Genomic DNA, 26,494 nt, shown 5'->3' on the forward strand with positions numbered 1-26,494 from the left:
AGCATCATCGCCAGCCCCCGCTCAATGCAGCGCTTGCGATTCCGATCCGTTCTGCGGGTCGAGCGTCGGATCGCACAAGGCCGCCAGCCCGGACAGGTCGCCGCTCTGTAGCAACTGACTGGCCCTGGCCTGGAAATCCTTACATTGCGGATGTTGGAGCAGCAGCTCCTCGCACCAGTCCAGCAAATCCGAGACTGCACCACTGTCGATAAGCTCGCGCGCATGTTGCAGGCTTTCCTGCGGCGGCATCATGGATCGCCCGGCCGCCACCGGCGCCACCGCTGTGGGCGCAAGCGGCGGCAGCTCCAGCAGGCGCGCCAGGGTTTCCTGCAATTCCATGAAATTGACCGGCTTGAGCAGGCTGGCATCGAATGCCATGTGATCGGCCCGGTTGGATTCCGGCCGCGCGGTCGCCGACAGCAACAGCACCGGCACCCCCGGCAGGTGCTGGCGGGTCGCACGCAGGACATCGCCGCCATCGGCAGCGGGCAGCAGATAGTCGGTCAGCACCAGCGCCGGAATGGGCGCGCCGGCCTGTGCCATGCGCGCCATGGCGGTCTCGCCGTCGGCATGCAGGTCCACCTCGAAACCGAGCATCTCGAGCTGCTCCACCAGCAGGTCGGCGATGTCGGGACTATCTTCTACCACCAGCAACAGACAGCCCGCGCCGTCGATGAGGGCATGCGCGCCATTGCCTTCGCGGCAGTCATCACGGGCGATGTCCCGTTCGCTGGCCAGGGTGGCCGGCAGTTGCAGGGTCAGGGTGGTGCCCTGGCCGGGTTGGCTGCGCAGGACGATCTGTCCGCCCATCTGCTGTATCCATTGGCGTACCAGGGCCAGGCCCATGCCGATACCCGGTTGCGAGCGGTCGGCTCCAGCCCGTTCGAAGGGCTCGAACACGCACGCCTGATAATGCAGCGGGATGCCGCTGCCGGTATCGCTGACCCGCATTTCCATGATGCCCAGGCCGGAGGTCACGGCTGTCGCCTGCCAGTCGACCTCCAGTCTGATGCTGCCCTCACGGGTGTACTTGGCGGCGTTGTCGAGCAGATTGCCCAGGATGCGGCGCAGCCGTGGTGCGTCGATCTTGAGCACCGGCGGCAGGGCCGGCGAGACGTTCAGGCAGAAATCATTCTGCTGCCGCCGGGCCAGGGCGGCGCCTTCCTGGCCGATGTTGTGCAGCAGCCCATGGGCATACAGGGGTTTGGGTTGCGGCAGGTCCATGCGGTCGCCGCGGGCGTAGTCGATGAGGTCATTGATCATGGAGAGCATGTGGCGGGCGCTGCGCACGATGATGCGTCCATACCGGCCTGGTTCGCCGCCGGCGCCCTGCAGTACGTCGGCAAAGCCGAGGATGGAGGTCAGCGGGGTGCGCAGATCGTGGCTGATGCCGGTGAAAAAACCATTCTTGGACTGATTGGCCCGGTCGGCGGCCTCCAGGGCAGCGCGCAATTCGCTGGTGCGATGGCTGACCGCCTGTTCCAGCTTGAGCTGTTCGTGCACGCGCATGTAGAGCATGGACCACTGCATCTGCTCGTACTTGCGATGCAGTTGCAGCGCCCGCCCGGCCACCACCGTGGTGGCCACGCAGAGCAGGCCGAGCTGGAACAGGGTGGCGAAGTGCCAGTCCGGCAGGATACTGTGTTCGACCAGGCCATTGAGCTCCAGCATCTTCAGCCACAGCCCCGCCCAGGCCAGCCCGAAGGACACGGTCAGTAAGCGGGCATTGTCCAGTCCGTGGTACCAGCCATGCAGCATCGATATCACCCACACCAGATAGCAGATGCCGGCGCTGGCATTGGCCACCGGGGCACTGTCGCGGTAGTCGCCCACTGCGGTCCATGCGGTCACCACGATGAGCACCGCGCTCATGACGTCGTAGATCCATTTCCAACGCCGTTCCCAGCGTAGCAGCTGTTCCAGACTGACCAGTGCATAGCTCATCCTGAGGTGGAACACGGTGGTCAGGCAGCCCAGCGTGGCGGGTGCGCATACCAGCCAGGTGCCGCCTCCAGACAGCAGGTAGAGGTAGAGATAGCCCTGGAAGCTGAGGACGAAGACCAGCGCCGCCAAGATCCACACCCCCATCAGCACGAAACCGCGATCGCGCCACATCGCGCCCTGGATCAGCGCATACGTCACCAGCACCAGTGCTATGCCGATGACGAAGGCCTGGATGGCCAGCTCGCGGCCTTCTTCTTCCCGGAACGCGGCAGGTTCCCACAGCGTCACGCCCAGCTCGATCAGGGAGCTGCCGGCCACCCGCAGTACCACCGTACGTTGCTCTCCCGGTGCCAGCGTCAGTGCAAACAGGGCGGTGCGACCATGCACTTCGCGCTGCGTCAGGGAGTAGAGCGTGCCGGCGTGCTGCGGCGGCTGCCAGCGTACTCCGGCCCCGGGTGTGACCGTCGCGAGCGGCTCCGAGAGTTGCAGTCGCACATCCTGCAGGCGCGCCGATCCCATGGCCAGCCAGCGCGTGACGGGGACGGGGCTGTCGTTGCGCAGTTGCCCGCGCAACCAGAATACGTCTTCGCTATAGCCCTTCTGCAGGGCGGCGACATCGATGTCTTCCCACCGCATACTCTGCAGGGCAGAGGACAACTGCAGAGTACCTCCCTCATCGCGCAGCAATTGCAGCTTCTGCGTGATGAAGATGCCGTGCTGCACCCGGGCCAGGTCGATGGCCTGCGCCGAGCACGCAGCGGTGGGCCAGGCCAGCACGGCCCACAGCAAAGGCAGTAGCCACCATCGGGGCAAGCGGATCATCGTGGTCGCTAGCGGCGGAAATGGCTTGGTGGCATGCCGAAGCGATCGCGGAATGCCGTGGAGAAGTTGGCCGTGTTGCTGTAGCCCAGGGCCAGCGCAATGGCACCGATTTCCAGCGTGCTTTCCGAGAGCAGGCGTCTTGCCTCCTTCATGCGCTCTTCGCGCAGGAAGTCGAATACCGTCACGCCGGTGCAATGCTTGAAGGCGCTGGAGAGCCGGCGTGCATTGGTGCCCACGGCGGTCGCCAGCGCAGTGAGACTCATCGGCTGGTCGAGTTTTTCCAGCATTAGCCGACGGGCTGCCTCGAACAGCACGGTGTCGAAATTGCTGGAGCTAATCGAAGTCCCCAGCGTCGCCGGCGTGGCGTTCGTGGGACTGCTGCCGTACATGCCCGGTGCCTCGGCCACACCCGAGATGGCACCGGCCAGCTCCCCGTGCACCGATGAGCGCAGATGCACGCACAGGCGCAATCGCACTTCCTCGAAGTCGAACGGCTTGGTGACGTAGTCCACCGCGCCGGCCTGTAGGCCGGTGACCTTTTCTTCGCTGGCGTCGGCGGCCGAGAGGAAGATCAGCGGGATGTTTCGGGTGCCCGAATTGGCCTTGAGCAGGCGGCAGCTCGTGAGCCCATCGTAGACCGGCATGCGGATGTCCATCAGGATCAGGTCGGGCCGCACGGTCTGCGCCTTGCGGTAGCCGTCCTGTCCATCGTGCGCGACATAGAGTCGCGCCCCCTGACGCAGCAGGAAATCCGAGAGCAGCATGCGGTCTTCCTCGACGTCATCGACGACCAGGATGCGTTGTCCGGCTAACGGGCCGGTGTGTGTATGTGTCGTATGAAAGGTTCTGTAGATCATGTTCACCTCGTGATGAGTGTTCGGAAGTTACCGCGAAATGGACGGGCAACGACGCAAAAATGCCATTCGGGAACATATTTTTCCCGCCATCAAAACAATGAGGACGGCCGGCAAAAATACGACGAGGGCAGTCCGAATTTTTTTCGGTCGGCGGGCGTCGCGTTCACGCTGCAGGAAGTGATGTCGCCATAGCACATTCCGGCAATACCTTCCATGATCAGCCAGTCAGAATCGATGGAAAGAGGCTGGCGAAAAAAATTTTTCCGTCGTGAATAAAGATCGGTACAGGAAGCAAAAGTGGATACGTGAAAATCTAAGTTTTCTTCGGTAAATTCCTTAAACGCCAAGCCCGGAGCCCTGATTCGAAAAGGGAAAGGGCGCGTTGGCAGATCCGGTCCGATCGGATTTCCTTAGTTTTTTTTCGATCGGGTCGCTCAGGGATGCGTTTGAGTTAGAAGGAGTAGCCTCAATGGCCAATATTTTATTGATCGAAGAAATCATGACGCCCAAGCAGAACCGCAGCTCTCACGCGATACGCAAGCTGATGGAGCAGCAGGGACACAAGGTACACAGCGTGATGGCTGATGGCGATCAGCTGCTGACGCCGATGCAGGATTGCGACATCGCCATCGTTGACGTTGGACAAGCCAGTGGTACGGGATACACGGTGACCGAAAAACTACGTGCCGCGCATGGAGGGATGGGCATCCTGCTGTTGGCTGGACAGGAGGAGACCGCGGCCCAGCGGGTAGCCGGGCTGCAACGTGGCGCCGACTTCTGTGAAGCCAGACCGGAGGAGGCCGACCTGCTCAACGCCTATATCGATGTACTGCTACGTCGGGTCGCCCCCGATGTCTGGCGGCTCGATACCAAGGCGCGCACTTTGCGGGCACCCCGACATGATGCCGTGGAGATCAACGTGCGCGAGGTTGCATTGCTGCGCGTGCTGGCCCACAGCTCACGGCATGCTGCGGACCGTTGCACCATCGCGAATGCCTTCGGAATCGATTGGATCAGCTTCGACGAGCGCGTGCTGGAAAAGACCGTGAGCCGTCTTCGTCGCAAATGGCGAGAAAGCAACATGGGCGTCCTGCCCCTGCGCACCCTGCATGGCATGGGCTATTGCTTCACCGAAGCGATACGGGTCCATTGATCGGGCAACGGGCCGCGCTTGGCGCGCGGCTTCCGTCTGTTCAGTTCTTGCGCGCCACCCAGTAGGTCGCGCCGGCATCGCCGTAACGTTCATTGTGCGGCGTGCCGGGCAGCACCTGGAAGCGGTCGCCCGCGACCAGGCGGCGTTCGGCACTGCCCTTCAGGGTCAGGAACATCTCGCCTTGCACCACCAGGGCATTGGCTTCGAAGGGGTGGGTATGGGTGTCGAGGACAGTGCCACCATCCCAGTGTCGTTCCACGACTTCGTCGTAGCCGAGTGCAAGCATGGTGTCGCGAAACTGGTCAAGCGTGATGTCAAGGGTGGGGGTGGCGAGGATGGCGGCTGGCTGGTTCATGATGTTTTCCGGAGGGGGGACGACGGTTGAAGGGACTACGTGTCGTCAGACTATAGCGCCGTCCGGAAAGGCTTGCTGGGCGTGGCCTGGGTGTCAGCCTAACGTCAGGATAACGTCAGGGAAGTGTCAAGACATACGCCGGTCAGGCCATCGTTGCGCTCAGTCCAGCCGGGCCTGGCGCTGGTTGCCGGCCACCACGAACTTGCCGGCGCCGAGGTGGTGCAGGGTATGTAGATCGGCATTGGCATCGGTGAAGGACCAGTGACCGTTTTCGAAGATGCGGACATCGGCAGCCGCGGCGACCACTTCGCCGAAGAAGGTGTCATAGGCCTGTTCGGAATGACTCTCCTGGATCCAGCGGCACTCCAGCCAGGCAGCGCAACCTTGTTCCAGCACCGGCATGCCCAGTACCGGGCCGATGCCGGCATCGATATGGTGGCGCGTGAACTTGTCGGCATCGCGACCGCTTTCGCTGCCCACGGCATAGGTCAGATCCATCTGCGCGGCACCCGGGACGATGATGCCGAAGCTGCCCGATTGCGTGATCAGTTCGCGGGTATGGGTGCTCTTGTCGATCACCACCGCAATGCGCGGCGGCGTGAACTCCACCGGCATGGACCAGGCGGCCGCCATGATGTTGCGCCGACCGCCATGGGCAGCGGTGATGAGCACCGTGGGGCCGTGGTTGACCAGGCGGCTGGCGTGTTCCAGGGCGACGGGGCGGAAGTGGCTGGGATGGGACAAGATCGACTCCTTGGGCAATGGGGAAGGCGGGCGGTAAGGATGACACAGAATGCGGGGGAGGGTGATGTGGCTTGGTTGGGGGATGGCGGGAGCGATGCAGGGGAGTTCTAAAGCGAGGGGGAGCAGGTTTTGGTGGGTCATTACATTAGCTGCTTGAGGTGAGCAGGTTTCGCTGGGTCATTACAAAACTCCACCGACAAAATAACTAGGCGACAGAATCTCCGGCCCCATTTCCATAGTTTTCATTCTGTCTTGAATTACATAGGCCCATTTGTATTCCATCTTCACGTTGCGTTTTCAAAACCATGCAGACTTTGCATCGGCTCTAACAATCCCAGCCCCATTGCGTTATAAATAAAATCCGTGACAGCAATTGCCCATTCATCAGGAGTTTCGCCGTACTGTCCGCCACAAGCCTCAGAAAGCGTACCGTTAGGAGAAAAATCGTCTAGCGCTGCAACAATCAACTGCCGCTGAATAGGGGCATTCATATTCAATTTATACAAATCACATTCCTGGGAATTTAAATTTTTCTATTTCGCCGTTATTTGCTGCACGGACAGAAGGATCATTAATCTCAACTGTCGCTGTTGCCAAATCAGCCTTACCAGAAAAGTCACCTCCTACCCTGTACGTCACAACTGTCCCATCTGGCAATTTTGCACCCCAGGAACTACCGTTTTTAATTGGATTTACAGAGGGAGGAATTCCTTTATTTTTTTAACAGCGGCGCATCATCCCAACCAACACCTTCTTCGCTAAATAGTTTCTCAATATCCGCTATGAAATCATTACTTAAGGCCGAATTCGAATCGAAAATCTGATGCTTTCGAAGAAGCTCTTTACCCATCTCTCCGATACATAAATCCCATTCCTGCCAAACCACGTAGTCTTCAATATGAACAGACTCTGGGTCAGTCTCCGCTAACAAAAGAAGATAGCCCTTACAGTCTTGGAATAATTTCTCCGATACCTTTTCTGAACGTAACATGCTGATTTGACGTCGATAGTGTCCAGGAACAATCAGAGAGCAAAGGAACAGACGGTAAAGAACTTCCAGCGATAACTTCCACCTTGCCTCAACGTCAATTTCGCTAGGCATACGTTGATAAAATGTCCTTGCGTAATCACAGTCCACTGCCAATGAAGCCAGCCGCTCCTGTATTTGCTCCGCAATATAAACAGGTAATTTCATATTATCTTTCGCTAATTGGGAATTTGAGCTTTAGCGGTTGTGCCACTAGCCTTGAGGTTGATGTCGCGGCCCGCCACGGCGGTGAGCGTTCCACCGGGTTCCGAAACGGAGATCGACGCATTCTGGTTGATGTTGGTGCCACTGGTGACCGCGTTGGTGGTGGCGACCGTGGTGGCGACGCTGTTGATGTCGCGGCCAGCGGTAGCCACCACGGTGTTGCGCGCATCGATGGTGCCGCCGAGGTTGTTGATGTCCTGTGCGGCAGCCAGTACCACGGTGTTGCCACTGATGCGCCCGCCCAGGTTCTGCACATTATTGCCCGCCAGCGATACGCTCTGCCGCCCGGCAATCGTGCCGCCGCTGTTGACGATATCCTGCGCCGCCTGGAAGGCCACGTCGTTGCCGGCGATCAGCGTGCCTTGCCCGGTCACCTGCAAATTGGCCGCATGCAGGTAGACCTGCGGCACCAGCACCTCTTGCGTGCTGCCGTCGGCCAGCGTGACGTTCTGCTTGACCAGCCAACCTTTGATCTGGAAGATTCTCCGCACCGTGTTCTTGTCGAACCCGAGCAGGCCGGCCAACGTGCGATAGACCGAAGGACGTTTCCACCAGAATCATCTTGCGGATAGGTTCTGCAAAGCGTTCCTGCACCTTGGGCTCGACCTTCAAAGACCTGTAGCAAGCGCTGCCCCAGGGAATGCCAAGCCACGCGCAGATCTTGCTGATTTCCACATCGAAACCGTCTTATTTGAGTCCCTGGCGGATGGTCTCGATTACTGGTCTTCCTCGTCCAACAAGGGCGTCATTTTTTCTGGCACACAGCTCCAGCGTAGCTTCTTCATAGGCTTCCTGGAGTTCCTTACGTTGACGCTCGTACTGTTCCCTCACTTACTTTTACATATGTTGTAGCGATTACTCTGAGTTACTTGTGTACTTCTCCAGCGCCTAACAACTTCACCGCTATTTCATCTAACTAGCCTCTGCGAAACGGATCAAACAAGATGCTTTTCCCTAACGACTTGGCATCGATGATTAATTGCACCATTGAGTTAATTTGATCGGTGGTGGATAGATCGGCGGCCCGAACATTCTTCAATTCTTGAATAAGCAATTCAAGCTGAGTATCAGAAAATAAATCGTAGTCATCAAAACTTAGTTGAGACAGGACTGGAAAACTTCCACCTTCTAACCGGAATAAATATTTCGCCAAGTCGATTGGGATCTCAAGTTTTCTCAGACATCCATCTTGACCAGTGGAGGCTAGCTCTTTATCCCAAATAATTAAGTAATACATATTTAAAAAGTCTTTCCGGGAAACTACAAATCAGAGGCTTTATTAATTGGCACCCAGCCATACGTCATTGACCCACTCAGCAAGCGTTTCCCAAGCCTCTAAACTTACGCCATTTCCACTCCAGAATCTGACCCGACCAGCTTGGTCAAGACAGTAATAATCTCCATTGTCCTCACATATTGGCAACCAATCCAAAGGAACTCCCAACCGTTGGGCGGCGCGAATTTCCTGTAATAACTCTCCCCTTACATTAAGCTCCTTCGTTAAAATCAATGGCTCAATGTTTCCATAAAAAATGATGCTGGCTTTCTTTAAGAAGTACCGATAATCGTCGTTAAACTTAAATCCAGTTTTTTTCTCATACTCATCAATCAATCGATCATCGGGCGCAGGCACTTTAATCACCTCGCCCGCTGACACTTTTTCTAAATCCGTTATTGCCTTTACCAAGTTTCGGTCCATTTTTTCACCTAAAGTCACTTGCTCTATTTTTCCAGTAGTTACTTCGCCAAGTATTAAATTCGCTTCTATTTATTCCGGACGGAATATCTGAACCCGCATTTATATGTATTGCTGAAAAATTCTGTCGATGAAACGACTGCGTTACTTCTGCGATCGGACCATCTTGGGATTGCAGCATGTGATGCAAATTAATGGGATTTCCATCGCTTCCGATTGGCGCTCTCCCAGCTTGCATGAGTTCAAGATTAGTCTTTCCAGTTTTAGCATCTACTCGCTCTGGATCGATAAGATCGTCTCGCTGATACACCATATTCCCGAGAAAATTTTGTGGTGAAGTACTCCAGTATTTTCTCTCTTGCCCAAAGTAAATTTTGGCGACTTGTGGGTCGGAATATACATTTGGCAAATCCTGATCGGCAGTATATCGATCACGATCAGGAATAATAGCCGGCGACTTTTCCTTTGGCTGGACAAGCTTTCTCGCCTCGCCTAGTAAAGCCGGGGTAGCGGCTGCAACCGCTGACAACGCAGCCACTCGCAGAAGACGATAATTTATCGCATCCCTTACAAGTCCGTCACATGCAGCTGCACTCAACCCTCCGCAATTATTACTCCTGAACGTTGCCACCTCCCTAGCCTGATCAACATCTGTTCCCATCAGAGAAGCGTTCCCCATTACGGAACCGTAACTGATCACATTGACTTGCCGTCCGATCAGGGTATCTTCAAGCTTTGTATACCCGTTCGTCCTGTCTGCGGGATGAAGATCCGAAATGAACTGAAGGGGCCAGGCCGGGCCGGGTGATTTCCGACGGATTTCGCAATAGCCAAAAGAAAATCGCCGCCTGCAACTTGCACGGGCGGCGATTTTTCTGGATGAACGGTCAGTCGCTATAGCTACCGGTCTGTCATGTGTTCATGCGCGCAGGTCGACTTACTTGCCCCAGTTCAGCACCACCGGGTCCAGGCGACGGGCCACGCGCAGCAGGCCTTCGCGCACCTTGGGGTGCATCGGTGCCTGCGGGTGGCGCAGCATGTCGGACTTGATCACGCCGCCTTCGAGCATCAGCGCCTTGCAGGCGGCCAGGCCGCATTGGCGGTTCTCGTAGTTGATCAGCGGCAGCCAGTGCATGTAGAGCTCGGCGGCCTTTTCGGTGTCGCCGGCCATGTAGGCGTCGACGATCTTGCGGATGCCATCCGGGTAGCCGCCGCCAGTCATGGCGCCGGTGGCGCCGGCATCGAGGTCGGGGATCAGGGTGATGGCTTCCTCGCCGTCCCACGGACCGACCACGGCGTCACCGCCCAGTTCGATCAGATCGCGCAGCTTGGAGGCGGCGCCGGCGGTTTCGATCTTGAAGTAGGAAACATTTTCGATTTCCTTGGCCATGCGTGCCAGGAAGGGCGCCGACAACGGGGTGCCGGCCACCGGTGCGTCCTGGATCATGATGGGAATATCGATGGCGTCCGACACACGTCCATAGAATTCATGGATCTGCTTTTCGGACACGCGGAAGGTGGCGCCGTGGTAGGGCGGCATCACCATGACCATGGCGGCGCCCGCATCCTGCGCGGCGCGGCTGCGCTCGGCGCAGATCTGGCTGCCGAAGTGGGTGGTGGTGACGATCACCGGCACGCGTCCGGCGACGTGTTCCAGCACGGTGTTCTGCACCTGCACGCGCTCCTCGTCGGAGAGCACGAACTGCTCGGAGAAGTTGGCCAGGATGCACAGGCCGTTGGAGCCGGCATCGATCATGAAGTCGATGGCGCGCTTCTGGCCTTCCAGGTCGAGCTGGCCGTGTTCGTCGAAGATGGTGGGGGCGACCGGGAATACGCCGCGGTAGATGGGGGTGCTCATGGAGTCTCCGTCATGGTTGTCGTGGGCCATCGGTGGATGGCGGCTTGCAATGGCGATCAATATACGTGCGCCCTCCGGGGCTGTATAGTGAAGACTTTCCATCATGTGATCGCTTTTTGGAATCACCCATGAAACCCACGCCCAGCCTGCAAAGCTTCCAGAGTCTGCTGTCCCGCCTGCGCATGAAGCAGCTGCAGTTGCTGATCGCCCTGGACGAACACAAATCCCTGCACAAGGCCGCCAGCGCCCTGGCCATGACGCAGTCGGCGGCCAGCAAGTCGCTGGCCGAGCTGGAATCGATGCTGGATGCGCAATTGTTCGAACGCACCAAGTCCGGCCTGATCCCCAACCAGTTCGGCCATTGCGTGATCCGCTATGCGCGCCTGATGGCCACCGACCTGGGTTCGCTATGCGAGGAAATGGCGCAACTGCGTTCCGGGCGCGGTGGCCGGCTGGCCATCGGGGCGGTGATGGGGGCCGTGCCGGAGATGGTGGTGCCGGCGGTGGATGCGCTGCAACGGCGCCATCCGGAGCTCAGCATCGAGATCGTGGAAGATACCAGCGTGCAGTTGCTGGGCTTGCTGGACGAGGGCCATCTCGACTTGCTGGTGGCCCGCGCCAGCGTCTCGGACCATCCCGGCAAGTATCACTATCAGACCCTGTCGGAAGAGCCACTGTCGGTGGTGGTGTCGGCCGAGCATCCGCGCCCGCGTGGCAGGCAGCTGCAGCTGGCGGCGCTGGCCGGCTATCGCTGGGTGACCTATCCCAGCCACATGCCGCTGCACGCGGTGCTGGAGCGCGAGATGGACCTGGCCGGGGTGGCCATGCCGGGCAATGCCATTTCCACGGCATCGACCTTCGTGACAGTGGCGCTGCTGCAGCAGGGGACGGACATGGTGTCCATCCTGCCCACAGCGGTGGCGGAGATGTTCGTCCGGCGCGGGATGCTGCGCATCCTGCCGGTGAAGCTGCGCTCGATGTCGCAGACCATCGGCATCGTCACCCGCAAAGGGGGGCAGTTGTCGGGGGCGGGGGAGGCGCTGGTGCGGCTGTTGCAACAGCCGTTGCCGTAGTCAGCGGTCGGTGGAAAATTTCGAAACATCGGTAATCCTTTCGCCTCGGGCATCGACCGCATATCCCTGCTTGAGCTGGATGAGACCTTCACGGTTGAGGCTGTTAAGGATATCTCCGGCGACTTTCTCCGAGCGCAGTAGGGGCTGATCGGACGTTACGCTGAGCTGGGTGCGGCCTGCCCATATCTTTTTGCGTAGCTGACGATCCCACAACAATAAATCAAAGTGTACCCAGCTGTCCTTCGTATAGCTCTGCGAAAAAGTCGCGGCGTCGATTCGGATTTCATAGCGATTGCGTGAGGAGATTGCGGCTTTGGCCTGTGTGGGCGTGAGAACCCGGATGCCATTGTTTTCGAAGGTCGCTGGTACCCGTGTCTTCAAGGCAGGTACATAGTCATTCTGGTACGGATCGACCTGTGCCGACATCTTGGCGGGAATCTTCGAGATATCCCCGAAATTCATCGTCAGCACCACCGCGTCAATGACCGTCTCCGGTTGAGCGAATTTCTGTGACTTGTCTGCCATGGCGGTGCATCCACCCAGCAGTACCAGTGAAAGTGCGATGAGTGTTCTGCGCAGCATGTCCTGTCTCCCCAAAATGACGAATGGCCGAGGTTAGCAAAAACGTCAAATTATTTCCATTAAACAACAAAAGAGACGCGCGACATTCATCGACAATGTGAAATTTTTCAATTCTTCCAAACTGGAGTGATGGTATAGTGATTATACCAGTTGGCAGAATTGTATTCGTCGTCTTTATCTGTCGCCTGGTCTTAATAGAGAAACAATAAGGAAACAACCAAAGGCAGCCAGGCGACCGCAAGGCGCACAGCCCCCGCAGTCCCTGGCGAAACCCGGAGAGGTTGTCGTTGAACAGGCGCAGCCTCTCAACCCGACAGGAGACAAGACAAAAAATGGAGACCACCCAGAGTGCCGTCGAAAGATCGGCCATCCGCAAGGTCGCGATGAGGCTGGTGCCTTTCGTGGGCCTGATGTTTTTCATCAACTTTCTGGATCGCACGGCGATCTCGTTTGCCGGCCCCAATGGCATGAGCCGTGACCTGGCGCTCACGGCCGCCCAGTTCGGCTTTGCCGCCGGGGTCTTCTTCATCGGCTACGTGCTGCTGGAAATCCCCAGCAACCTGGCCCTGCACAAGTACGGCGCGCGCCGCTGGCTGGCGCGCATCATGGTGACCTGGGGCATCGTGGCGCTGCTCTTTACCTGGGTCAGCAGTGTGGAGGGGCTGTATGTGTTGCGCTTCCTGCTGGGCGTGGCCGAGGCCGGCTTCTTCCCCGGCGCCATCCTCTACCTGAGCCTGTGGGTGCCGGCCCGGCATCGCAGCCACATCCTGGCGCTGTTCTACCTGGCCCAGCCACTGACCATCGTCATCGGCGCACCGGTGGCGGCCCTGCTGATCGAGGCACATGGCCTGTTCGGGCTGGAAGGCTGGCGCATCATGTTCGCCGGGGTGGCGCTGCCGGCCATCGTGGTCGGGGTGATCGCCTGGTTCTACCTGGCCGACAAGCCGGGCGAAGCCAAATGGCTCAACGAGGCCGAACGCAAGTGGCTCACCGGCGCCCTGCAGGCCGAGCAGAACGGCAAGCGCGTGGAGCAGGTGGCCCACGCCGGGGCGGCGCTGAAGAATCCGCGGGTGTGGATGCTCTCGCTGGTCTATTTCGGACTGATCTACGGGCTCTATGCGCTGGCCTTCTTCCTGCCGACCATCATCGGCGGCTTCGAGACCCAGTTCGGCGCCAAATTCAACGTCTTCCAGAAGGGCCTGATCACCGCCATTCCTTACCTGCCGGCGGCGATCGCGCTGTTCCTGTGGAGCCGTGACGCCACCCGGCGCGGCGTGCGCAGCTGGCATGTGGGCCTGCCGGCGCTGCTGGGCGCCGTCAGCATCCCGGCCGCGCTGTACATGCAGAGTCCGGCAGCCACCGTCATGGCCATCACGGTCACGGCCTGCGCCATCTTCTCGGCGCTGCCGACCTTCTGGTCGATCCCGGCGCGCTTCCTCTCCGGTGCGGCCGCCGCCGCCGGCATCGCGCTCATCAATACGGTGGGCAATGTGGCGGGCTTCATGGCGCCCTTCATCACCGGTGCGATCAAGGACGCCACCGGTTCCTACCAGGCACCGATGTTCGTGGTGGGGGCGCTGATGGCGGTGTCGGCATTGGTGATCTTCGCCATCGGCGCGGGATCGCGGGAAGAGGCGGCCGAGTTGCAGGGCCGCGTGATCGCCGAATAAACCCGCCGGTCGGCCAGCGGCCAGTTGGCCTGGCCGACCGGAACTTTGCAGAACTGAAATGACGATAGGAGAAGAAATATGAAGGAAAAGATCGCACTCTTCGGCGCAGGCGGCAAGATGGGCGTGCGCCTGGCAAAGAATCTGAAGAAATCGGATTACCAGGTTTCTCATGTGGAAGTCAGCCAGGTGGGCCAGCAGCGCCTGCGTGACGAGGTCGGCGTGGATTGCGTGAGCATCGATGCAGCGCTGGACAACGTGGATGTGGTCATCCTGGCCGTGCCCGACACCCTGATCGGCAAGATCGCCGCCGAGATTTCGCCCAAGCTGCGCGCTGGCGTGATGGTGATGACGCTGGATGCGGCCGCCCCCTTTGCCGGCCATCTGCCGGACCGCCCGGACCTGGTCTACTTCGTGGCCCACCCTTGCCACCCGCCCATCTTCAACGATGAGACCACGCCGGAAGGCCGGCGCGATTTCTTCGGTGGCGGCGCCGCCAAGCAATCCATCACCAGCGCCCTGATGCAGGGGCCGGACTCGGCCTTCGACCTGGGCGAGGATGTGGCCAAGGTGATCTACCAGCCCATCCTGCGCAGCTATCGCCTGACGGTGGAGCAGATGGCGATCCTGGAACCGGGCCTCTCCGAGACCGTGTGTGCCACGCTGCTCTATGCGATGAAGCAGGCCATGGACGAGACCGTGCGTCGCGGCGTGCCGGAAGAGGCGGCCCGCGATTTCCTGCTGGGGCACATGAACATCCTGGGCGCGGTGATCTTCAAGGAAATTCCCGGCGCCTTCTCGGATGCCTGCAACAAGGCCATCCAGAACGGTCTGCCGCGCCTGCTGCGCGACGATTGGCTGAAGGTCTTCGAGCATGACGAGATCGCGGAGAGCATCCGCCGCATCACCTGAGGGAGTGGGCATGGAACGCATCTACGCCAGCTACTGGCTGGAAACCGGGGATGATCCGGCGCGCGCGGCCGAGGTCATCGCCGGGGAGCAATCCAGCGGGACCTTCGTGGCGCTGGCCACCGAGACGCCGGAACTGAAGGCGCGCTCCGGCGCCCGTGTCGAGAAGCTGGAGATTCTCGGCCACAGCAACACGCCCAGCCTGCCGGGCGGCATGCCTGCGCAGCGTTATACGCAATGCCGGCTGGAGCTATCCTGGCCGCTGGAGAACACCGGTGCCTCGCTGCCCAACCTGATGTCCACGGTGGCGGGCAACCTGTTCGAGCTGCGCCAGGTGTCCGGCCTGCGCCTGACCGGGTTGGTGCTGCCCAAGGCCTTCGTGGACGCTTATCCGGGACCTGCCTTCGGCATCGACGGCACGCGGCGCCTGAGCGGGGTGAGACATGGCCCGCTGATCGGTACCATCATCAAGCCCAGCATCGGCCTGTCGGTGGAGGAGACGGTCCAGCAGGTGCGCGAACTGGTGGCCGGTGGCATCGACTTCATCAAGGACGACGAACTGCAGGCCGACGGTGGCCGTTGCCCCTTCGACGAGCGGGTACGGGCAGTGATGCGGGTGGTCAACGACCACGCCGATCGCACCGGCAAGAAGGTCATGGTGGCCTTCAACCTCACCGGCGACCTGGACCAGATGCGACGTCGCCACGACCTGGTGCTGGCCGAGGGCGGAACCAGTGTCATGGCGGTCCTCAATTCCATCGGCCTGGTCGGCCTGCAGGAGTTGCGCCGTCATGCCCAACTGCCGATCCACGCGCATCGCGCCGGCTGGGGGTATCTCACGCGCAGCCCGCAACTGGGCTGGGACTATGCACCCTGGCAGCAGCTGTGGCGCCTGGCGGGGGCCGATCACATGCACGTCAACGGCCTGGGCAACAAGTTCAGCGAGCCCGATGACAGCGTCATCACGGCAGCGCGTTCGGTCCTGCAGCCGGTGGTGGCCGGCGCTGACATGGTCAGCACGATGCCGGTGTTCAGCTCCGGGCAGACCGGCTTGCAGGCGGCCGATACCTATGCCGCCATCGGTTGCGCCGACCTGATCCATACCGCTGGCGGTGGCATCTTCGGCCATCCGCAGGGGGTGGCGGCGGGCGTGGATGCGTTGCGCGAAGCCTGGGTGGCCGCCATCGAAGGCGTCCCTCTGGCCCAGCATGCGCGCAACAACAAGGCACTGCAGGCCGCGCTGGGGTTCTGGAAATGAGCCTGCTGCCTGAGAGCGCACAGCTGCCGCAGGGGCTGCTGTTGTCTTACTACGGCGACGACTTCACCGGTTCCACCGATGCCATGGAGGTGATGAGTGCCGCCGGCCTGCCGACCGTGCTGTTTCTGCGTACACCCGATGCGGCGATGCTGGCGCGCTTTCCCGAGGTGCGTTGCATTGGCATTGCCGGGTCCTCGCGTGGACGTTCCCCGCAGTGGATGGAGGAACATTTGCCGCAGGCCTTCACTGCGCTGGCGGCGCTGGGCGCACCGGTGATGCAGTACAAGGTGTGCTCGACCTTCGATTCCTCGCCCGAGACCGGTTCCATCGGGCGCGCCGTCGACATCGGTACGCGCCACCTGCGCGGCGACTGGTCGCCCATGGTGGTGGGCGCGCCCCGGCTGAAGCGCTACCAGCTGTTCGGCAACCTGTTTGCTGCGGTGGATGGGCAGGGCTATCGACTGGACCGGCATCCGACCATGTCGCGCCATCCGGTCACGCCCATGGACGAGGCCGACCTGCGCCGGCATCTGCGCCGGCAGACGGCGCGCCGTCTGGAACTGGTGGACATGCTGCCATTGCGCGAGGGGGCCGGGCCGGCCCAGGCCTGCCTGGAAGCATTGCGTGGCAGCGATACCCCGGTGGTGCTGATCGACGTGCTCGACGACGAAACCCAGCGCCAGGCCGGACGGCTGGTGTGGGAGGGCCGGGGGCGGGGCGTCTTCAGCGCTTCTTCCTCGGGTTTGCAATATGCGCTCACCGCCTACTGGCGTGAACGCGGCTGGATCGCGGCGCAACCATCCCTGCCCAAGGCCGGCCCGGTGCCGGTGATTGCGGCGGTCAGCGGCAGTTGTTCACCAGTCACCGCCGGACAGATCGCCTGGGCGCGCGAGCATGGTTTTGCCTGCCTGCGCATGGATTTGCCGGCCGTGCTGCGCCCTGAGCGCCGTGCGGCCGAACTGGCGCGCCTGACGGAAGCCGCCAGCGCAGCCATCGCTGGCGGACGCAGTCCGCTGGTGTTTTCGGCTGAGGGGCCGGACGATCCCGGCGTCACCGGTTTCGATGACATTGCCACCCAGGCCGGGCTGGCGCGGGGCGAGGCGGCGCGCCAGGTCGGCATGGCACTGGCCGAGACCATGCGTGCCATCCTCGATGGCGATTCTGGACAGTCGCTGCAGCGCATTGCCATTGCCGGTGGCGACAGCTCGGGCGAGGTCGCCAGTGCCCTGGACATCACGGCCCTGTCGGTCTGCGCCGGACTGGCTCCGGGCGCGCCCCTGTGCCGAGCGTGGTCGGACAATGCCCGGCGCGACGGTCTGGAGCTGGTGCTCAAAGGGGGGCAGGTGGGGGCGCGCAGCTTCTTCGGGGATGTGCTGGAGGGGGCCGTCAGCTAGGCTCATTGCATGGCGCAATCGCAGGCCGGGCCTGCGATTGCGGTAGATATGGTAGAGTGCGCGTCCAACGAAACCTATACTTTGAGACAGCGCAGCCATGCCGGAACCGATACAGCGACGCAAGTTATACCAGGAAGTGCTGGAACGCCTGATGGATCGCATCCATCAGGGTGAATTCCCGCCGGGGTCACAATTGCCCTCCGAACGCGACCTGATGGAGCAATACGGCGTGGGCCGCCCGGCGGTCCGCGAGGCGATGCAGGCGATGGAGCGTTCCGGTTTCGTGGAGATCGCCCATGGCGAGCGCGCCCGCGTGGTCGACCCCACGGCCGACCGCCTGATCGCCCAGATCGCCGCCGGTGCGCAGCACCTCTTGCGCACCAAGCCGGACATGTTGAAGCACATGAAGGAAGCCCGCGTCTTCCTGGAAACCAGTACCGCCCGCATGGCCGCCGAGCGCGCCAGCGAGGAGCAGGTGGCGCGGCTGCGCCAGGCCATCGCCGAGCACCGCGCTTCGATGGTCAACCTGGAAGAGTTCATCGAACGCGACATGGCCTTCCATCGCGAGATCGCCGACATCAGCGGCAACCCCATCTTCCCTTCCATCGTCGAGTCGATGTTCCGCTGGGCCAGTGAGTTCTACACCACCCTGGTACGCGCCCCCGGGGCGGAAGAACTGACGTTGCTGGAACACCAGCGCATCGTCGACGCCATTGCCGCGCACGATGGCGATGCTGCCGCTGAAGCCATGCGCGCGCATCTGATGCGCGCCAATGAGTTGTATCGGGAGTTGGGGCAGCAGTAGATATGCCTGCACGCGGGGAGCACAACGGTGGAGGCTCACGATGATTGCAACCGGGTTTCCCCAGATGACAAAAATAGTTCGGTGCGCCCCGTGTTTTTCCTGCTTCGCTATTCGGCGAAGACTTCTTGCAGCGCTTCCAATGTTGCCGTGAGCGTCTTGTCCGTTACGCGCCCGAGTTTCCTGATCAAACGCTCCTTGTCCAGCGTGCGCATCTGATCCAGGACAATCAATCCTTTTTTCTTGTCGAACGTGATTGGCACGCGATACGGGGCGGGCTGACTGCCTGTTGTCATCGGAGCCACAATCACAGTGCGCAGATAATCGTGCATCTCTGCCGGCGAAACGACGACGCATGGACGGGATTTATTGATTTCGCTACCCACAGTGGGGTCGAGCGCGGCTAACCAGATTTCGCCGCGCATCACCATTTCAATTCCTTGTCACCATCGTTTCCAAATTCGGGCCAGACAAGGCCGTCATCCTGTGCCGTCGCAATTTTCTGGCTGGCTTCGGCCCATCCTTTACGCGGGCGTTTTTCCAGTTTGCGAATCACGATCTTGTCGTCTTCGATGTCGATGTCGATATCTTCATCGACGAGCATCCCCATCTTGGCCAGAAATGGCTTCGGAATCAGTACGCCTTGCGAGTTACCCATTTTGCGGATGGATGTCTTCATTTTTCTCACCTGGTAAATACAATATTATTACATCAAAATTCTCATGTAAAAACAATGTTATTACAATTTTCCTGAAATGCCTATCGCTGGCCAAGATCGTGGTTCAACGCAACATGCCATGCCAGGTGGGCTGCTTTTCCTCATGGTAATAAGGCCGGGTCAGCGGCGCCGACATCACCTGTTCATCCGCCAGCACGGTCACCGTGGCCAGGCCGGGCGGGCCGTCGTAGCGGCGGCAGGCCTGGGCCGAGTTGCGGTTGTTGTGCATGTCCACCACCAGCAGGCGTTTCTGGGCCTCGCTCATGCCCGGGGTGGGTGGCGGCGCCATGCGCTTGGGCGGGATCACCAGGGCGTCGCCCGGTTCCACCCACAGGTCGGCCAGGCTGATTTCATTGACGTAGGGGCGCCAGCGCGCGACCGTGATCACCAGTGGTTCGGGGCCCTGCGAGAAAAAGATGTGGGCGAAGTCGTGGTACTCCAGGTCGGTGGCATTCCAGGTCAACAGTTCGCGGCTGCGGCCGTCGCCGAGATAGGGTGATTCATAGCCGGCCCATTTGCCGTAGGTGTACTGGGCCATCACCAGTCCCTGATAGGGGAAGCTCAGGCACTGGCCGCTGCGCAGCAGCGTGGCGCCGAAGGCCTGGGCATTTTCCGGGGTGGCGGGCAGGGGTTCGTAGCGGACCTCGGGAACGCGGAAGTCGAATTCGGTGATCTCGTAGGCCGGCCAGTCCTTGGGCGTGATCTTGCGCGGCCAGTGGGCGATATCGCGGTAGGTGGCGCCGCGTTCGAGTTCCGGTGCTTCCTGGGCCAGGGTGATGAGTTCGCCGACCACGGTCTGGCTTTGCAGGCCATGGCCGTTCTGGTTGCACATGTAGGGGTACTGGCTCGGGTCGAGCAGGGCTTGCGAGGGACCGTCGGTGATGAACAGGACCGGGTCGAAATCAGTTTTATCTGGTGGCATGGCTTCCCCTTTTGAATAAGCGTGGCGGTGGCAGGTCGCCGGCCGGCATCCCCCGATGCGGCGCAGCGCTGGGGATGTTCGCACAGATCGGGGGCGTTCAGCGCAGTTTGTTGGCGCCGAGGGACTTCCGCCGGACTCAGCCGGCGGCGATGCGACGGATGCGGTAGACGCAGCGTCTTGCTCCGGCCGGCAGGTGCTCCTCGCGGGTGATCCCGGCCTCGCTGCCGAGCACTTCGCCAAAGAGCTGGAGCTCCGAACGGCAGAAGCCCTGGCAGGTCATTGCGGCGGCGCAGATAGGGCAGTGGTCTTCGATCAGCAGCCAGTCCTTGCCTTCCTTCTCTACCCTGGCCATGTAGCCTTCGGCACTGCGGATGTCGGCCAGTTTTTCCAGCTTCTTCGGGAGGGTGGGCAGGTCGGCGCAGAGGCGCAGATATTGCGCTCGCATGTCGTCTTCGCGTTGATTGATCAGCTTGTCCAGTCCGGGTTCGCCAAACAGCTGGCGGATCGATCCCAGCAGTTGCACCGTCAGTTGCGCATGCGTATCGGGGAAGCGCGCATGGCCGGTGGCGCTCAGCTCCCAGTCCTGGCGCGGCCGGCCGGCGCGCGCGGCGGTGTCGGCCTGGCGCCCGGCAATGAGGCCGTCGGCGGCCAGCTTCTGCAGCTGCTGGCGCGCGGCCTCCGCGCTCATGCCCAGCTCCCGGGCCAGTTCGGCGGTGGCGGCCGGGCCGCGTGTCTTCAGGCGCAGCAGGATGCGCTCGGGGGTGCTGGGGCCGTCCTGTATCGATTCGCTCATCGGATATTTTCCAAGTGTTTACTTGTTTAATTGTTCGTCTGGTTCTACCATGGCGATGAATTAGCCAAGTATTTGCTTGCATATTATGCCGGGTCCGACCAAATGTCGATACGGACCTGTGCCCGAATTCCACTCCCGCCCCCTGTGGCCAAGGATACGCCATGACGACTTCTCCCTCTTCCTCCACCGACGTCCATCCGGCCGCGGCCCCCGCCAGCGCCTCCTGGAGCGAGCTGCTGGGCCGCCGCCATGGCTGGCGCGCGGTGGCCCTGACCGGTGGCGTGGCCATGCATGCCATCAACGTGCATATCGTCACCACCATCCTGCCGTCGGTGGTGCGTGATATTGGCGGTATCGATTATTACGCCTGGAACGTGACCCTGTTCGTGGTGAGCTCCATCATCGGCTCCACCCTGACGGGCAAGCTGCTGGGCCGCCTGGGGGCGCGTCGCGCCTATCTGCTGGCGCTGGCCGTGTTCGGTGCCGGGGCGATGCTGTGCGCCAGTGCCGGCGACATGGCCTGGATGCTGGCCGGGCGGGCCGTGCAGGGCATCGGCGGCGGCTTGCTGGCGGCGCTGGGCTATGCGCTGATCCCGCTGGTGTTCGAGCAGCGCCTGTGGTCGCGCGCCATCGCGCTGGTGTCGGGCATGTGGGGCATATCGACCCTGCTGGGACCGGCCGTGGGCGGCATGTTCGCCGCCGGTGGCCAGTGGCGCCTGGCCTTCTTCGCCTTGCTGCCGCTGCTGCTGTTGCAGGCCGTGCTGGTGACGCGGCAACTGGGGGCGGAGGCGGTGCGCACGGTCGCGGGCGAGCAGCAGGCCATGCCGCTGGGACGCATCCTGTTGCTGGCCGCCTCGGTACTGCTGGTGGCGTTGGCGGCGCAAACCGGTCAGGCCTGGATGGCGACGGCCTGCGTGATCGGCGGTGCGGCGCTGGGCGTGCTGGTGGCGCGTATCGACCGACATCATCGCGTGAGCCTGCTGCCGCGCGATGGCTACAGCCTGCGCACGGTCATGGGGGGCGTGTTTGCCTGCGTGTCCTTGCTGGTGATGGCCAGTTGCGTGGAGATATTCGTCCCTTACTTCTTGCAGATGCTGCATGGTTATGCGCCGCTGGCGGCGGGTTATGCCACGGCGGCCATGGCGGCCGGCTGGAGCGTGGGCTCGCTCAGCGGTTCCGGGCACAGCGGCGCGGCGGCACGTCGCATGATCTGTGCCGGCCCCTGGCTGATGGCGCTGGGCCTGCTCGCGCTGGCGTTGTTGTTGCCGGCGCAGTTGCTGACCCCGGGCTGGCTGTCGGATGCCCTGATCGTGCTGGCGCTGGGCGCGGCCGGGCTGGGCATCGGCCTGGGCTGGCCGCACCTGATCGGCCGGGCCATGCAGGCGGCGCGGGCAGGGGAAGAGAACCTGACCTCGGCTGCCATCACCACCGTGCAGCTGTATGCCCTGGCCATCGGCGCGGCATTGGCCGGTCTGGTGACCAACCAGGCCGGGCTGGGGGAACCTGGTGGCGTGGCGGGGGCGGCCCAGGCGGCGGCGGTGCTGCTGGGCGTGTTCGCGCTGGCGCCGCTGGCGGCCATCGTGTTGACGCGACGCCTGGTGCGGCAGGGATGAGGAGGGCGCATGGACTTGCCGCCGGAATTGAGCGAGATCGAATACCACCTGCTGGTGGCCGAGTTCGACCTGTTGTGGTCACGCCGGCCGGAGGCGGCCCTGCGTGAGCGCATGGATCAGATGATGCGCAGGATAGAAGCCTTCGAGGCTGCCCATGCATCCTTGTTCGTGCGCAGTGCATCGGCCTGAAGCCGCCGGCCGTCTCAGGCCATCCAGAATGCCGGTCCGGCTGCCTCCAGTTCATCGAGGATGAAGCGGGTCACGCGTTCCACCCGCGCCAGGTCGCGGGTATCGGCGTGGGTCACCAGCCAGTAGGCGCGGGTCAGGTGGATCTGCTCCGGCAGCACCCGCACCAACCCGGGCTCGTGGCGTGCCATGAAGTGCGGCAGCACGCCGATGCCGGCACCGCCGGCCAGCGCGGTCATCTGCGTGATCACGTTGGAGACCCGCAGTTGCGCCCGGATGTCGCGCGAGATCTGCGGCAGGTAATCCAGCTCCGGGGTCCACTTCAGGTCTTCCACATAGCCTATCCAGCGCAGCCCGGCCAGGTCGGCGGGTTTGCGCAGGCGGCGCTGGCCGGCCAGGTAGGCGGGCGCGGCGTACAGGCCCAGTGCGTAGTCGACCAGTTTGTTGGCATAGACCCGGCCCTGGGCTGGACGCGCCATGCTCACTGCCAGATCGGCCTCGCGCTTGGTCAGGCTGAAGGAGCGCGGATTGGCCACCAGTTCGATCTCCAGCCCTGGCTGGGCGTTGCACAGGCGCTCGATGCGCGGCGCCAGGAAGTAGGTGCCGAAACCCTCCGGCGTGCCCAGCCGCACTGTGCCGGTCAGGCTGGCGGCACCATCGTCGAGGCTGGCGCGCATGCGCAGGGCCAGGGTCTCGATGGCTTCGGCGTCACCGATGAGGCGTTCGCCCTCGGGCGTGAGCACGAAACCCACCGCGCGCCGTTCGAATAGCGGCACGCCCAGTGCCGCTTCCAGCGCGGCGATACGGCGGCTCAGGGTGGAGTGGTCCACGCCCAGGCGCTGCGCCGCCACCATCAAGCGCCCGGTCCGGGCCATGGTGAGGAAGGCTTGCAGGTCGTTCCAGTTGAAGTCGCTCAAGGAGGCTTCCTTTCGGGCAGGGAGATCAGATACTTCGAATTCTTGCACAGGATGATTTCGATTTTGCACATTGGATTGCGAAAATGACAGTGCTATCTTGCCTGCCAGGGTAGGGCATGGGCGCGTGAATCAAGGCGCATCCCCATGCCGTACCTGCACCCATCAACAAGGCAACGGAGACAACACACATGTCGCTCATCAGGCAATTGAAGGCCCGCGCGGCCGAGGGCAACCCGGTTCGCGTCGGCGTCATTGGCGCCGGCAAGTTCGGTTCGATGTATCTTTCGCAGGCACCGCGCACGCCGGGCATCCACCTGGTCGCGGTGGCCGACCTCTCGCCCACGCGGGCCCAGGCCTCGCTGGCCCGGGTGGGCTGGGAAGAAGCGCGCTACCAGGCGCGCTCGCTGCAGGAGGCCGTGCGTAGCGGCGGCACCTTCATCACCGATGATGCGGCGGCCATGATCGCCAGCGATGCCGTCGATATCGTCATCGATGCCACCGGCAGCCCGGCCGCCGGTATCCGTCACGCGCTGCTGTGCTGCGAGCACAGGAAGCACATCATCATGGTCAACGTCGAGGCCGACGTCCTGGCCGGTCCCTACCTGGCGCGCCGCGCGGCCGAGGCGGGCATCCTCTATTCGATGGCCTCGGGCGACCAGCCGGCCCTGATCGCCGAGCTGGTGGACTGGGCCCGGACCATCGGCATGGAAGTGATCTGCGCCGGCAAGGGTACCAAGTACCTGCCGATCTATCACCAGTCCACGCCGGATACGGTCTGGGGCCATTACGGTTTCTCGGAGGCGCAGGTGGCCGGTGGCGACTTCAATGCGCAGATGTTCAACTCCTTCCTCGACGGCACCAAGTCGGCGCTGGAAATGGCGGCCGTCTCCAATGGTTGCGACCTGGTGCCGCCCACGGATGGCCTGATGTTCCCGGCCTGCGGCGTGGATGACATGCCGACCCTGCTGCGCGCGCAAGCCGACGGCGGCATCCTGCAGCAACGCGGGACGGTCGAGGTGCTGTCGTCGCTGGAGCGCGATGGTCGGCCGGTGTTCCGCGATCTGCGCTGGGGCGTGTATGCGGTCTTCGAGGCGCCCAGCGATTACGTGCGTGACTGCTTCGCCCAGTATGGCCTCAAGACCGATGCCAGCGGCCGCTTTGCCGCCACCTACAAGCCTTACCACCTGATCGGTCTGGAGTTGGGCATTTCGGTGGCGTCCATCGCCGTGCGCAATGAAGCCACCGGTGCCACCACCAGCTGGAGCGGTGACGTCGCCGCCACCGCCAAGCGTGACCTGAAGGCGGGCGAGACGCTGGACGGCGAGGGCGGCTTCACCGTCTACGGCAAGCTCATGCCGGCGACCGACTCGCTGCGCCTGGGCGCCTTGCCCATCGGGCTGGCGCACAACATGGTGCTCAAAAACGATATCCCGGCCGGCCAGGCGGTGCGCTGGAGCGACGTGCAGTTCGATGCCAGCAAGCAGGCCGTCCAGGTGCGTCGCGAGATGGAAGCCCTCTTCGCACGCGAACTCGGCATCACGACCGAGCACAAGCAGGCGGCCTGAGCGCCGGCTTTCTCGTCCACGGGGGGCGGCGCTGACGTCGCCCCTGCCTTCCCCAACCTCGAACAAGCCCATCAAAAAAGGGCATCGGAGGAGACATGACTCAACACACCATGGCGCATCCCACTGCGCATGCGGGTGCTTTCGATATATATCGCAAGATCACCTGGCGCATCATGCCGTTCATCGTGCTGTGCTACCTGTGCGCCTACCTGGACCGCGTCAACGTCGGTTTCGCCAAGCTGCAGATGATGAACGACCTGCACCTGAGCGACGCCGTCTACGGCCTGGGCGCGGGCATCTTCTTCATCGGCTACTTCCTTTTCGAAGTGCCCAGCAACCTGATCATGCACAAGGTCGGCGCGCGCGTGTGGATTGCCCGCATCATGATCACCTGGGCGCTGATCTCGGCGGCCACGCTGCTGGTGCAGACGCCGACCCAGTTCTATATCGCCCGCTTCCTGCTGGGCGTGGCCGAGGCCGGGTTCTCGCCGGGCATCATGCTCTACCTGACCTACTGGTTCCCGGCCAGGAAGCGTGGTTTCGCGCTGGGCTTCTACTACATCGCCATCCCGCTGGCAGGTGTGGTGGGCGGGCCGCTGTCGGGTTATATCCTGGATGCCTTTGGCCAGTCGCAAGTCATGCGCGGCTGGCAGTGGCTGTTCCTGATCGAGGCGATTCCTTCGATGGTGGCAGGTATCGCGGTGCTGTTCATGATGGTCGACAAGCCCGAGCAGGCGCGGTGGCTCTCGGCCGATGAAAAGCGCCAGGTGGTGGAGGAGATCCGCCAGGAAGACGGTGCCAAGACGGAGCATGCGAATTCGGCGTCCTTCCTCAAGGATCGCCGGCTGTGGAAGCTGTGCCTGGTGTATTTCTGCCAGATCATCGGCTTGTATGGCGTGAGCTTCTGGCTGCCTTCCATCATCAAGAACAGCGGCGTGGCCGACAACACCATGATCGGCTGGCTCTCGGCGATTCCCTACCTGGTGGCGATCCCGGCCATCCTGCTGACGGGCATGTCGGCCGACCGTCACCGCACGCGCCGCATGCACTTCTCGGTGATGCTGGTGGTCGGCGCCATCGGCCTGGCCTTCAGCGGCTACATCGGTCGTGATCCGACGCTGGCGGTGCTGGGTCTGTCGGTGGGCACGGCCGGAACGCTGGCGGCGCTGTCGCTGTTCTGGGGGATTCCCTCGGCCTTCCTGGCGGGAACGTCGGCGGCCGCCGGGATTGCGGCGATCAATTGCGTGGGCAACCTGGCCGGGTTTGTCTCGCCCTACATGGTGGGCTGGTTGAACGATGCGACCGGCAACGTCAAGATCGGCCTGTATGCGGTGGCGGCCTTCATGGTGCTGGGGGCTTTCCTGGTGCGCATGATTGCCGCGCGTGATGCCGACCAGTGAGATGGCGCATGGCG

The 26,494-nt window shown here is 62.0% G+C and carries 28 protein-coding genes; 11 read left to right on the plus strand and 17 right to left on the minus strand.

Annotated elements, in window-relative coordinates; genetic code table 11:
* Positions 1–21: 21 nt before the first annotated feature.
* Positions 22–2,766, minus strand: coding sequence for a hybrid sensor histidine kinase/response regulator (locus I5R65_RS09375; protein WP_180670236.1), 2,745 nt, complete (start codon positions 2,764–2,766; stop codon positions 22–24).
* 8 nt (positions 2,767–2,774) lie between these two features.
* The gene (locus tag I5R65_RS09380) at positions 2,775–3,623 is read right to left on the minus strand and encodes a response regulator (RefSeq protein WP_180670238.1); all 849 of its coding nucleotides are present in this window, start codon (positions 3,621–3,623) and stop codon (positions 2,775–2,777) included.
* 469 nt (positions 3,624–4,092) lie between these two features.
* On the opposite strand from I5R65_RS09380, the gene I5R65_RS09385 reads away from it, so the two are divergent.
* Positions 4,093–4,776 carry a response regulator transcription factor gene (locus tag I5R65_RS09385; RefSeq protein WP_180670240.1) on the plus strand — a complete coding sequence of 228 codons (684 nt, stop codon included), beginning with the start codon at positions 4,093–4,095 and terminating at the stop codon, positions 4,774–4,776.
* 40 nt (positions 4,777–4,816) lie between these two features.
* On the opposite strand, the gene I5R65_RS09390 is transcribed toward I5R65_RS09385, so the two are convergent.
* From I5R65_RS09390 to I5R65_RS09435, 9 genes are all read right to left on the minus strand, one after another.
* Complete coding sequence (locus I5R65_RS09390) at positions 4,817–5,131, minus strand: cupin domain-containing protein (protein ID WP_180670242.1); 315 nt, start codon at positions 5,129–5,131, stop codon at positions 4,817–4,819.
* A gap of 159 nt (positions 5,132–5,290) precedes the next feature.
* Positions 5,291–5,875 (minus strand): flavin reductase family protein, encoded by a 585-nt coding sequence (locus tag I5R65_RS09395; protein ID WP_180670244.1) that lies wholly within the window; start codon positions 5,873–5,875, stop codon positions 5,291–5,293.
* Positions 5,876–6,159: 284 nt separating this feature from the next.
* Positions 6,160–6,381 carry a hypothetical protein gene (locus tag I5R65_RS09400; RefSeq protein WP_180670571.1) on the minus strand — a complete coding sequence of 74 codons (222 nt, stop codon included), beginning with the start codon at positions 6,379–6,381 and terminating at the stop codon, positions 6,160–6,162.
* A 206-nt stretch (positions 6,382–6,587) separates the two neighbouring features.
* Positions 6,588–7,070 (minus strand): hypothetical protein, encoded by a 483-nt coding sequence (locus I5R65_RS09405; protein WP_180670573.1) that lies wholly within the window; start codon positions 7,068–7,070, stop codon positions 6,588–6,590.
* Positions 7,071–7,081: 11 nt separating this feature from the next.
* Positions 7,082–7,651: a hypothetical protein gene (locus I5R65_RS24260; RefSeq protein ID WP_231395128.1), complete on the minus strand. Its 570-nt coding sequence runs from the start codon at positions 7,649–7,651 to the stop codon at positions 7,082–7,084.
* A gap of 392 nt (positions 7,652–8,043) precedes the next feature.
* Positions 8,044–8,364 (minus strand): hypothetical protein, encoded by a 321-nt coding sequence (locus I5R65_RS09415; RefSeq protein WP_180670575.1) that lies wholly within the window; start codon positions 8,362–8,364, stop codon positions 8,044–8,046.
* 42 nt (positions 8,365–8,406) lie between these two features.
* Positions 8,407–8,844: an SMI1/KNR4 family protein gene (locus I5R65_RS09420; protein WP_180670577.1), complete on the minus strand. Its 438-nt coding sequence runs from the start codon at positions 8,842–8,844 to the stop codon at positions 8,407–8,409.
* Positions 8,831–9,484, minus strand: coding sequence for an HNH/ENDO VII family nuclease (locus tag I5R65_RS24265; protein WP_231395129.1), 654 nt, complete (start codon positions 9,482–9,484; stop codon positions 8,831–8,833). Before I5R65_RS24265 ends, I5R65_RS09420 begins: the two co-directional genes overlap by 14 nt.
* Positions 9,485–9,760: 276 nt before the next feature.
* Entirely contained in the window at positions 9,761–10,681 is a 921-nt protein-coding gene (locus I5R65_RS09435; protein WP_180670581.1) for a dihydrodipicolinate synthase family protein, read from the minus strand.
* 128 nt (positions 10,682–10,809) lie between these two features.
* Here I5R65_RS09435 and I5R65_RS09440 point away from each other — a divergent pair, with 128 nt between their 5' ends.
* Entirely contained in the window at positions 10,810–11,754 is a 945-nt protein-coding gene (locus tag I5R65_RS09440; RefSeq protein WP_180670583.1) for a LysR family transcriptional regulator, read from the plus strand.
* Here I5R65_RS09440 and I5R65_RS09445 read toward each other — a convergent pair whose 3' ends face one another.
* Complete coding sequence (locus I5R65_RS09445; RefSeq protein WP_180670585.1) at positions 11,755–12,336, minus strand: hypothetical protein; 582 nt, start codon at positions 12,334–12,336, stop codon at positions 11,755–11,757. It abuts the gene before it with no gap.
* A gap of 332 nt (positions 12,337–12,668) precedes the next feature.
* On the opposite strand from I5R65_RS09445, the gene I5R65_RS09450 reads away from it, so the two are divergent.
* From I5R65_RS09450 to I5R65_RS09470, 5 genes are all read left to right on the plus strand, one after another.
* Positions 12,669–14,006, plus strand: coding sequence for an MFS transporter (locus tag I5R65_RS09450; protein WP_180670587.1), 1,338 nt, complete (start codon positions 12,669–12,671; stop codon positions 14,004–14,006).
* 78 nt (positions 14,007–14,084) lie between these two features.
* Complete coding sequence (locus I5R65_RS09455) at positions 14,085–14,915, plus strand: phosphogluconate dehydrogenase C-terminal domain-containing protein (RefSeq protein ID WP_180670589.1); 831 nt, start codon at positions 14,085–14,087, stop codon at positions 14,913–14,915.
* Between the two features lie 10 nt (positions 14,916–14,925).
* Positions 14,926–16,170 carry a ribulose-bisphosphate carboxylase large subunit family protein gene (locus I5R65_RS09460; protein ID WP_180670591.1) on the plus strand — a complete coding sequence of 415 codons (1,245 nt, stop codon included), beginning with the start codon at positions 14,926–14,928 and terminating at the stop codon, positions 16,168–16,170.
* Positions 16,167–17,564: a 3-oxo-isoapionate kinase OiaK gene (oiaK, locus tag I5R65_RS09465; protein WP_180670593.1), complete on the plus strand. Its 1,398-nt coding sequence runs from the start codon at positions 16,167–16,169 to the stop codon at positions 17,562–17,564. The genes I5R65_RS09460 and oiaK overlap by 4 nt, the downstream gene beginning before the upstream one ends.
* A 97-nt stretch (positions 17,565–17,661) precedes the next feature.
* On the plus strand, positions 17,662–18,369 hold the full coding sequence (locus I5R65_RS09470; protein ID WP_077237780.1) for a transcriptional regulator NanR: 708 nt from the start codon (positions 17,662–17,664) through the stop codon (positions 18,367–18,369).
* A 107-nt stretch (positions 18,370–18,476) separates the two neighbouring features.
* On the opposite strand, the gene I5R65_RS09475 is transcribed toward I5R65_RS09470, so the two are convergent.
* The 4 genes from I5R65_RS09475 to I5R65_RS09490 form a co-directional block, all read right to left on the minus strand.
* On the minus strand, positions 18,477–18,797 hold the full coding sequence (locus I5R65_RS09475; protein WP_180670595.1) for a type II toxin-antitoxin system PemK/MazF family toxin: 321 nt from the start codon (positions 18,795–18,797) through the stop codon (positions 18,477–18,479).
* Positions 18,791–19,045, minus strand: coding sequence for an AbrB/MazE/SpoVT family DNA-binding domain-containing protein (locus tag I5R65_RS09480; RefSeq protein ID WP_180670597.1), 255 nt, complete (start codon positions 19,043–19,045; stop codon positions 18,791–18,793). Before I5R65_RS09480 ends, I5R65_RS09475 begins: the two co-directional genes overlap by 7 nt.
* 103 nt (positions 19,046–19,148) lie before the next feature.
* A complete protein-coding gene (locus I5R65_RS09485; RefSeq protein ID WP_180670599.1) occupies positions 19,149–20,006 on the minus strand; it encodes a hypothetical protein in 858 nt (285 codons plus the stop codon).
* 136 nt (positions 20,007–20,142) lie between these two features.
* Complete coding sequence (locus tag I5R65_RS09490; protein ID WP_180670601.1) at positions 20,143–20,799, minus strand: metalloregulator ArsR/SmtB family transcription factor; 657 nt, start codon at positions 20,797–20,799, stop codon at positions 20,143–20,145.
* A gap of 161 nt (positions 20,800–20,960) precedes the next feature.
* Between I5R65_RS09490 and I5R65_RS09495 the strand changes: the two genes are divergently transcribed.
* Together I5R65_RS09495 and I5R65_RS09500 are read left to right on the plus strand one after the other, a co-directional pair.
* Positions 20,961–22,412 carry an MFS transporter gene (locus tag I5R65_RS09495; protein ID WP_180670602.1) on the plus strand — a complete coding sequence of 484 codons (1,452 nt, stop codon included), beginning with the start codon at positions 20,961–20,963 and terminating at the stop codon, positions 22,410–22,412.
* A gap of 9 nt (positions 22,413–22,421) precedes the next feature.
* Complete coding sequence (locus tag I5R65_RS09500; RefSeq protein ID WP_180670604.1) at positions 22,422–22,601, plus strand: hypothetical protein; 180 nt, start codon at positions 22,422–22,424, stop codon at positions 22,599–22,601.
* A gap of 14 nt (positions 22,602–22,615) precedes the next feature.
* On the opposite strand, the gene I5R65_RS09505 is transcribed toward I5R65_RS09500, so the two are convergent.
* Positions 22,616–23,515 carry a LysR family transcriptional regulator gene (locus tag I5R65_RS09505; protein ID WP_180670606.1) on the minus strand — a complete coding sequence of 300 codons (900 nt, stop codon included), beginning with the start codon at positions 23,513–23,515 and terminating at the stop codon, positions 22,616–22,618.
* A gap of 188 nt (positions 23,516–23,703) precedes the next feature.
* On the opposite strand from I5R65_RS09505, the gene I5R65_RS09510 reads away from it, so the two are divergent.
* Positions 23,704–25,080, plus strand: coding sequence for an NAD(P)H-dependent oxidoreductase (locus I5R65_RS09510; protein ID WP_180670608.1), 1,377 nt, complete (start codon positions 23,704–23,706; stop codon positions 25,078–25,080).
* A 95-nt stretch (positions 25,081–25,175) separates the two neighbouring features.
* Entirely contained in the window at positions 25,176–26,480 is a 1,305-nt protein-coding gene (locus I5R65_RS09515) for an MFS transporter (RefSeq protein WP_196872172.1), read from the plus strand.
* Positions 26,481–26,494: the final 14 nt, after the last annotated feature.

The sequence above is a fragment of the Herbaspirillum sp. AP02 genome, assembly GCF_015767275.1.
GTDB lineage: Bacteria > Pseudomonadota > Gammaproteobacteria > Burkholderiales > Burkholderiaceae_D > Herbaspirillum.

Excerpts from the sequence above, each read along its gene's own strand:
- I5R65_RS09375 (WP_180670236.1), bottom strand. The coding sequence starts at position 2,766 with ATGATCCGCTTGCCCCGATGGTGGCTACTGCCTTTGCTGTGGGCCGTG.
- I5R65_RS09380 (WP_180670238.1), bottom strand. The coding sequence starts at position 3,623 with ATGATCTACAGAACCTTTCATACGACACATACACACACCGGCCCGTTA.
- I5R65_RS09385 (WP_180670240.1), top strand. The coding sequence starts at position 4,093 with ATGGCCAATATTTTATTGATCGAAGAAATCATGACGCCCAAGCAGAAC.
- I5R65_RS09390 (WP_180670242.1), bottom strand. The coding sequence starts at position 5,131 with ATGAACCAGCCAGCCGCCATCCTCGCCACCCCCACCCTTGACATCACG.
- I5R65_RS09405 (WP_180670573.1), bottom strand. The coding sequence starts at position 7,070 with ATGAAATTACCTGTTTATATTGCGGAGCAAATACAGGAGCGGCTGGCT.
- I5R65_RS09415 (WP_180670575.1), bottom strand. The coding sequence starts at position 8,364 with ATGTATTACTTAATTATTTGGGATAAAGAGCTAGCCTCCACTGGTCAA.
- I5R65_RS24265 (WP_231395129.1), bottom strand. The coding sequence starts at position 9,484 with ATGGGAACAGATGTTGATCAGGCTAGGGAGGTGGCAACGTTCAGGAGT.
- I5R65_RS09435 (WP_180670581.1), bottom strand. The coding sequence starts at position 10,681 with ATGAGCACCCCCATCTACCGCGGCGTATTCCCGGTCGCCCCCACCATC.
- I5R65_RS09440 (WP_180670583.1), top strand. The coding sequence starts at position 10,810 with ATGAAACCCACGCCCAGCCTGCAAAGCTTCCAGAGTCTGCTGTCCCGC.
- I5R65_RS09445 (WP_180670585.1), bottom strand. The coding sequence starts at position 12,336 with ATGCTGCGCAGAACACTCATCGCACTTTCACTGGTACTGCTGGGTGGA.
- I5R65_RS09450 (WP_180670587.1), top strand. The coding sequence starts at position 12,669 with ATGGAGACCACCCAGAGTGCCGTCGAAAGATCGGCCATCCGCAAGGTC.
- I5R65_RS09455 (WP_180670589.1), top strand. The coding sequence starts at position 14,085 with ATGAAGGAAAAGATCGCACTCTTCGGCGCAGGCGGCAAGATGGGCGTG.
- I5R65_RS09460 (WP_180670591.1), top strand. The coding sequence starts at position 14,926 with ATGGAACGCATCTACGCCAGCTACTGGCTGGAAACCGGGGATGATCCG.
- oiaK (WP_180670593.1), top strand. The coding sequence starts at position 16,167 with ATGAGCCTGCTGCCTGAGAGCGCACAGCTGCCGCAGGGGCTGCTGTTG.
- I5R65_RS09470 (WP_077237780.1), top strand. The coding sequence starts at position 17,662 with ATGCCGGAACCGATACAGCGACGCAAGTTATACCAGGAAGTGCTGGAA.
- I5R65_RS09475 (WP_180670595.1), bottom strand. The coding sequence starts at position 18,797 with ATGGTGATGCGCGGCGAAATCTGGTTAGCCGCGCTCGACCCCACTGTG.
- I5R65_RS09480 (WP_180670597.1), bottom strand. The coding sequence starts at position 19,045 with ATGAAGACATCCATCCGCAAAATGGGTAACTCGCAAGGCGTACTGATT.
- I5R65_RS09485 (WP_180670599.1), bottom strand. The coding sequence starts at position 20,006 with ATGCCACCAGATAAAACTGATTTCGACCCGGTCCTGTTCATCACCGAC.
- I5R65_RS09490 (WP_180670601.1), bottom strand. The coding sequence starts at position 20,799 with ATGAGCGAATCGATACAGGACGGCCCCAGCACCCCCGAGCGCATCCTG.
- I5R65_RS09495 (WP_180670602.1), top strand. The coding sequence starts at position 20,961 with ATGACGACTTCTCCCTCTTCCTCCACCGACGTCCATCCGGCCGCGGCC.
- I5R65_RS09500 (WP_180670604.1), top strand. The coding sequence starts at position 22,422 with ATGGACTTGCCGCCGGAATTGAGCGAGATCGAATACCACCTGCTGGTG.
- I5R65_RS09510 (WP_180670608.1), top strand. The coding sequence starts at position 23,704 with ATGTCGCTCATCAGGCAATTGAAGGCCCGCGCGGCCGAGGGCAACCCG.
- I5R65_RS09515 (WP_196872172.1), top strand. The coding sequence starts at position 25,176 with ATGACTCAACACACCATGGCGCATCCCACTGCGCATGCGGGTGCTTTC.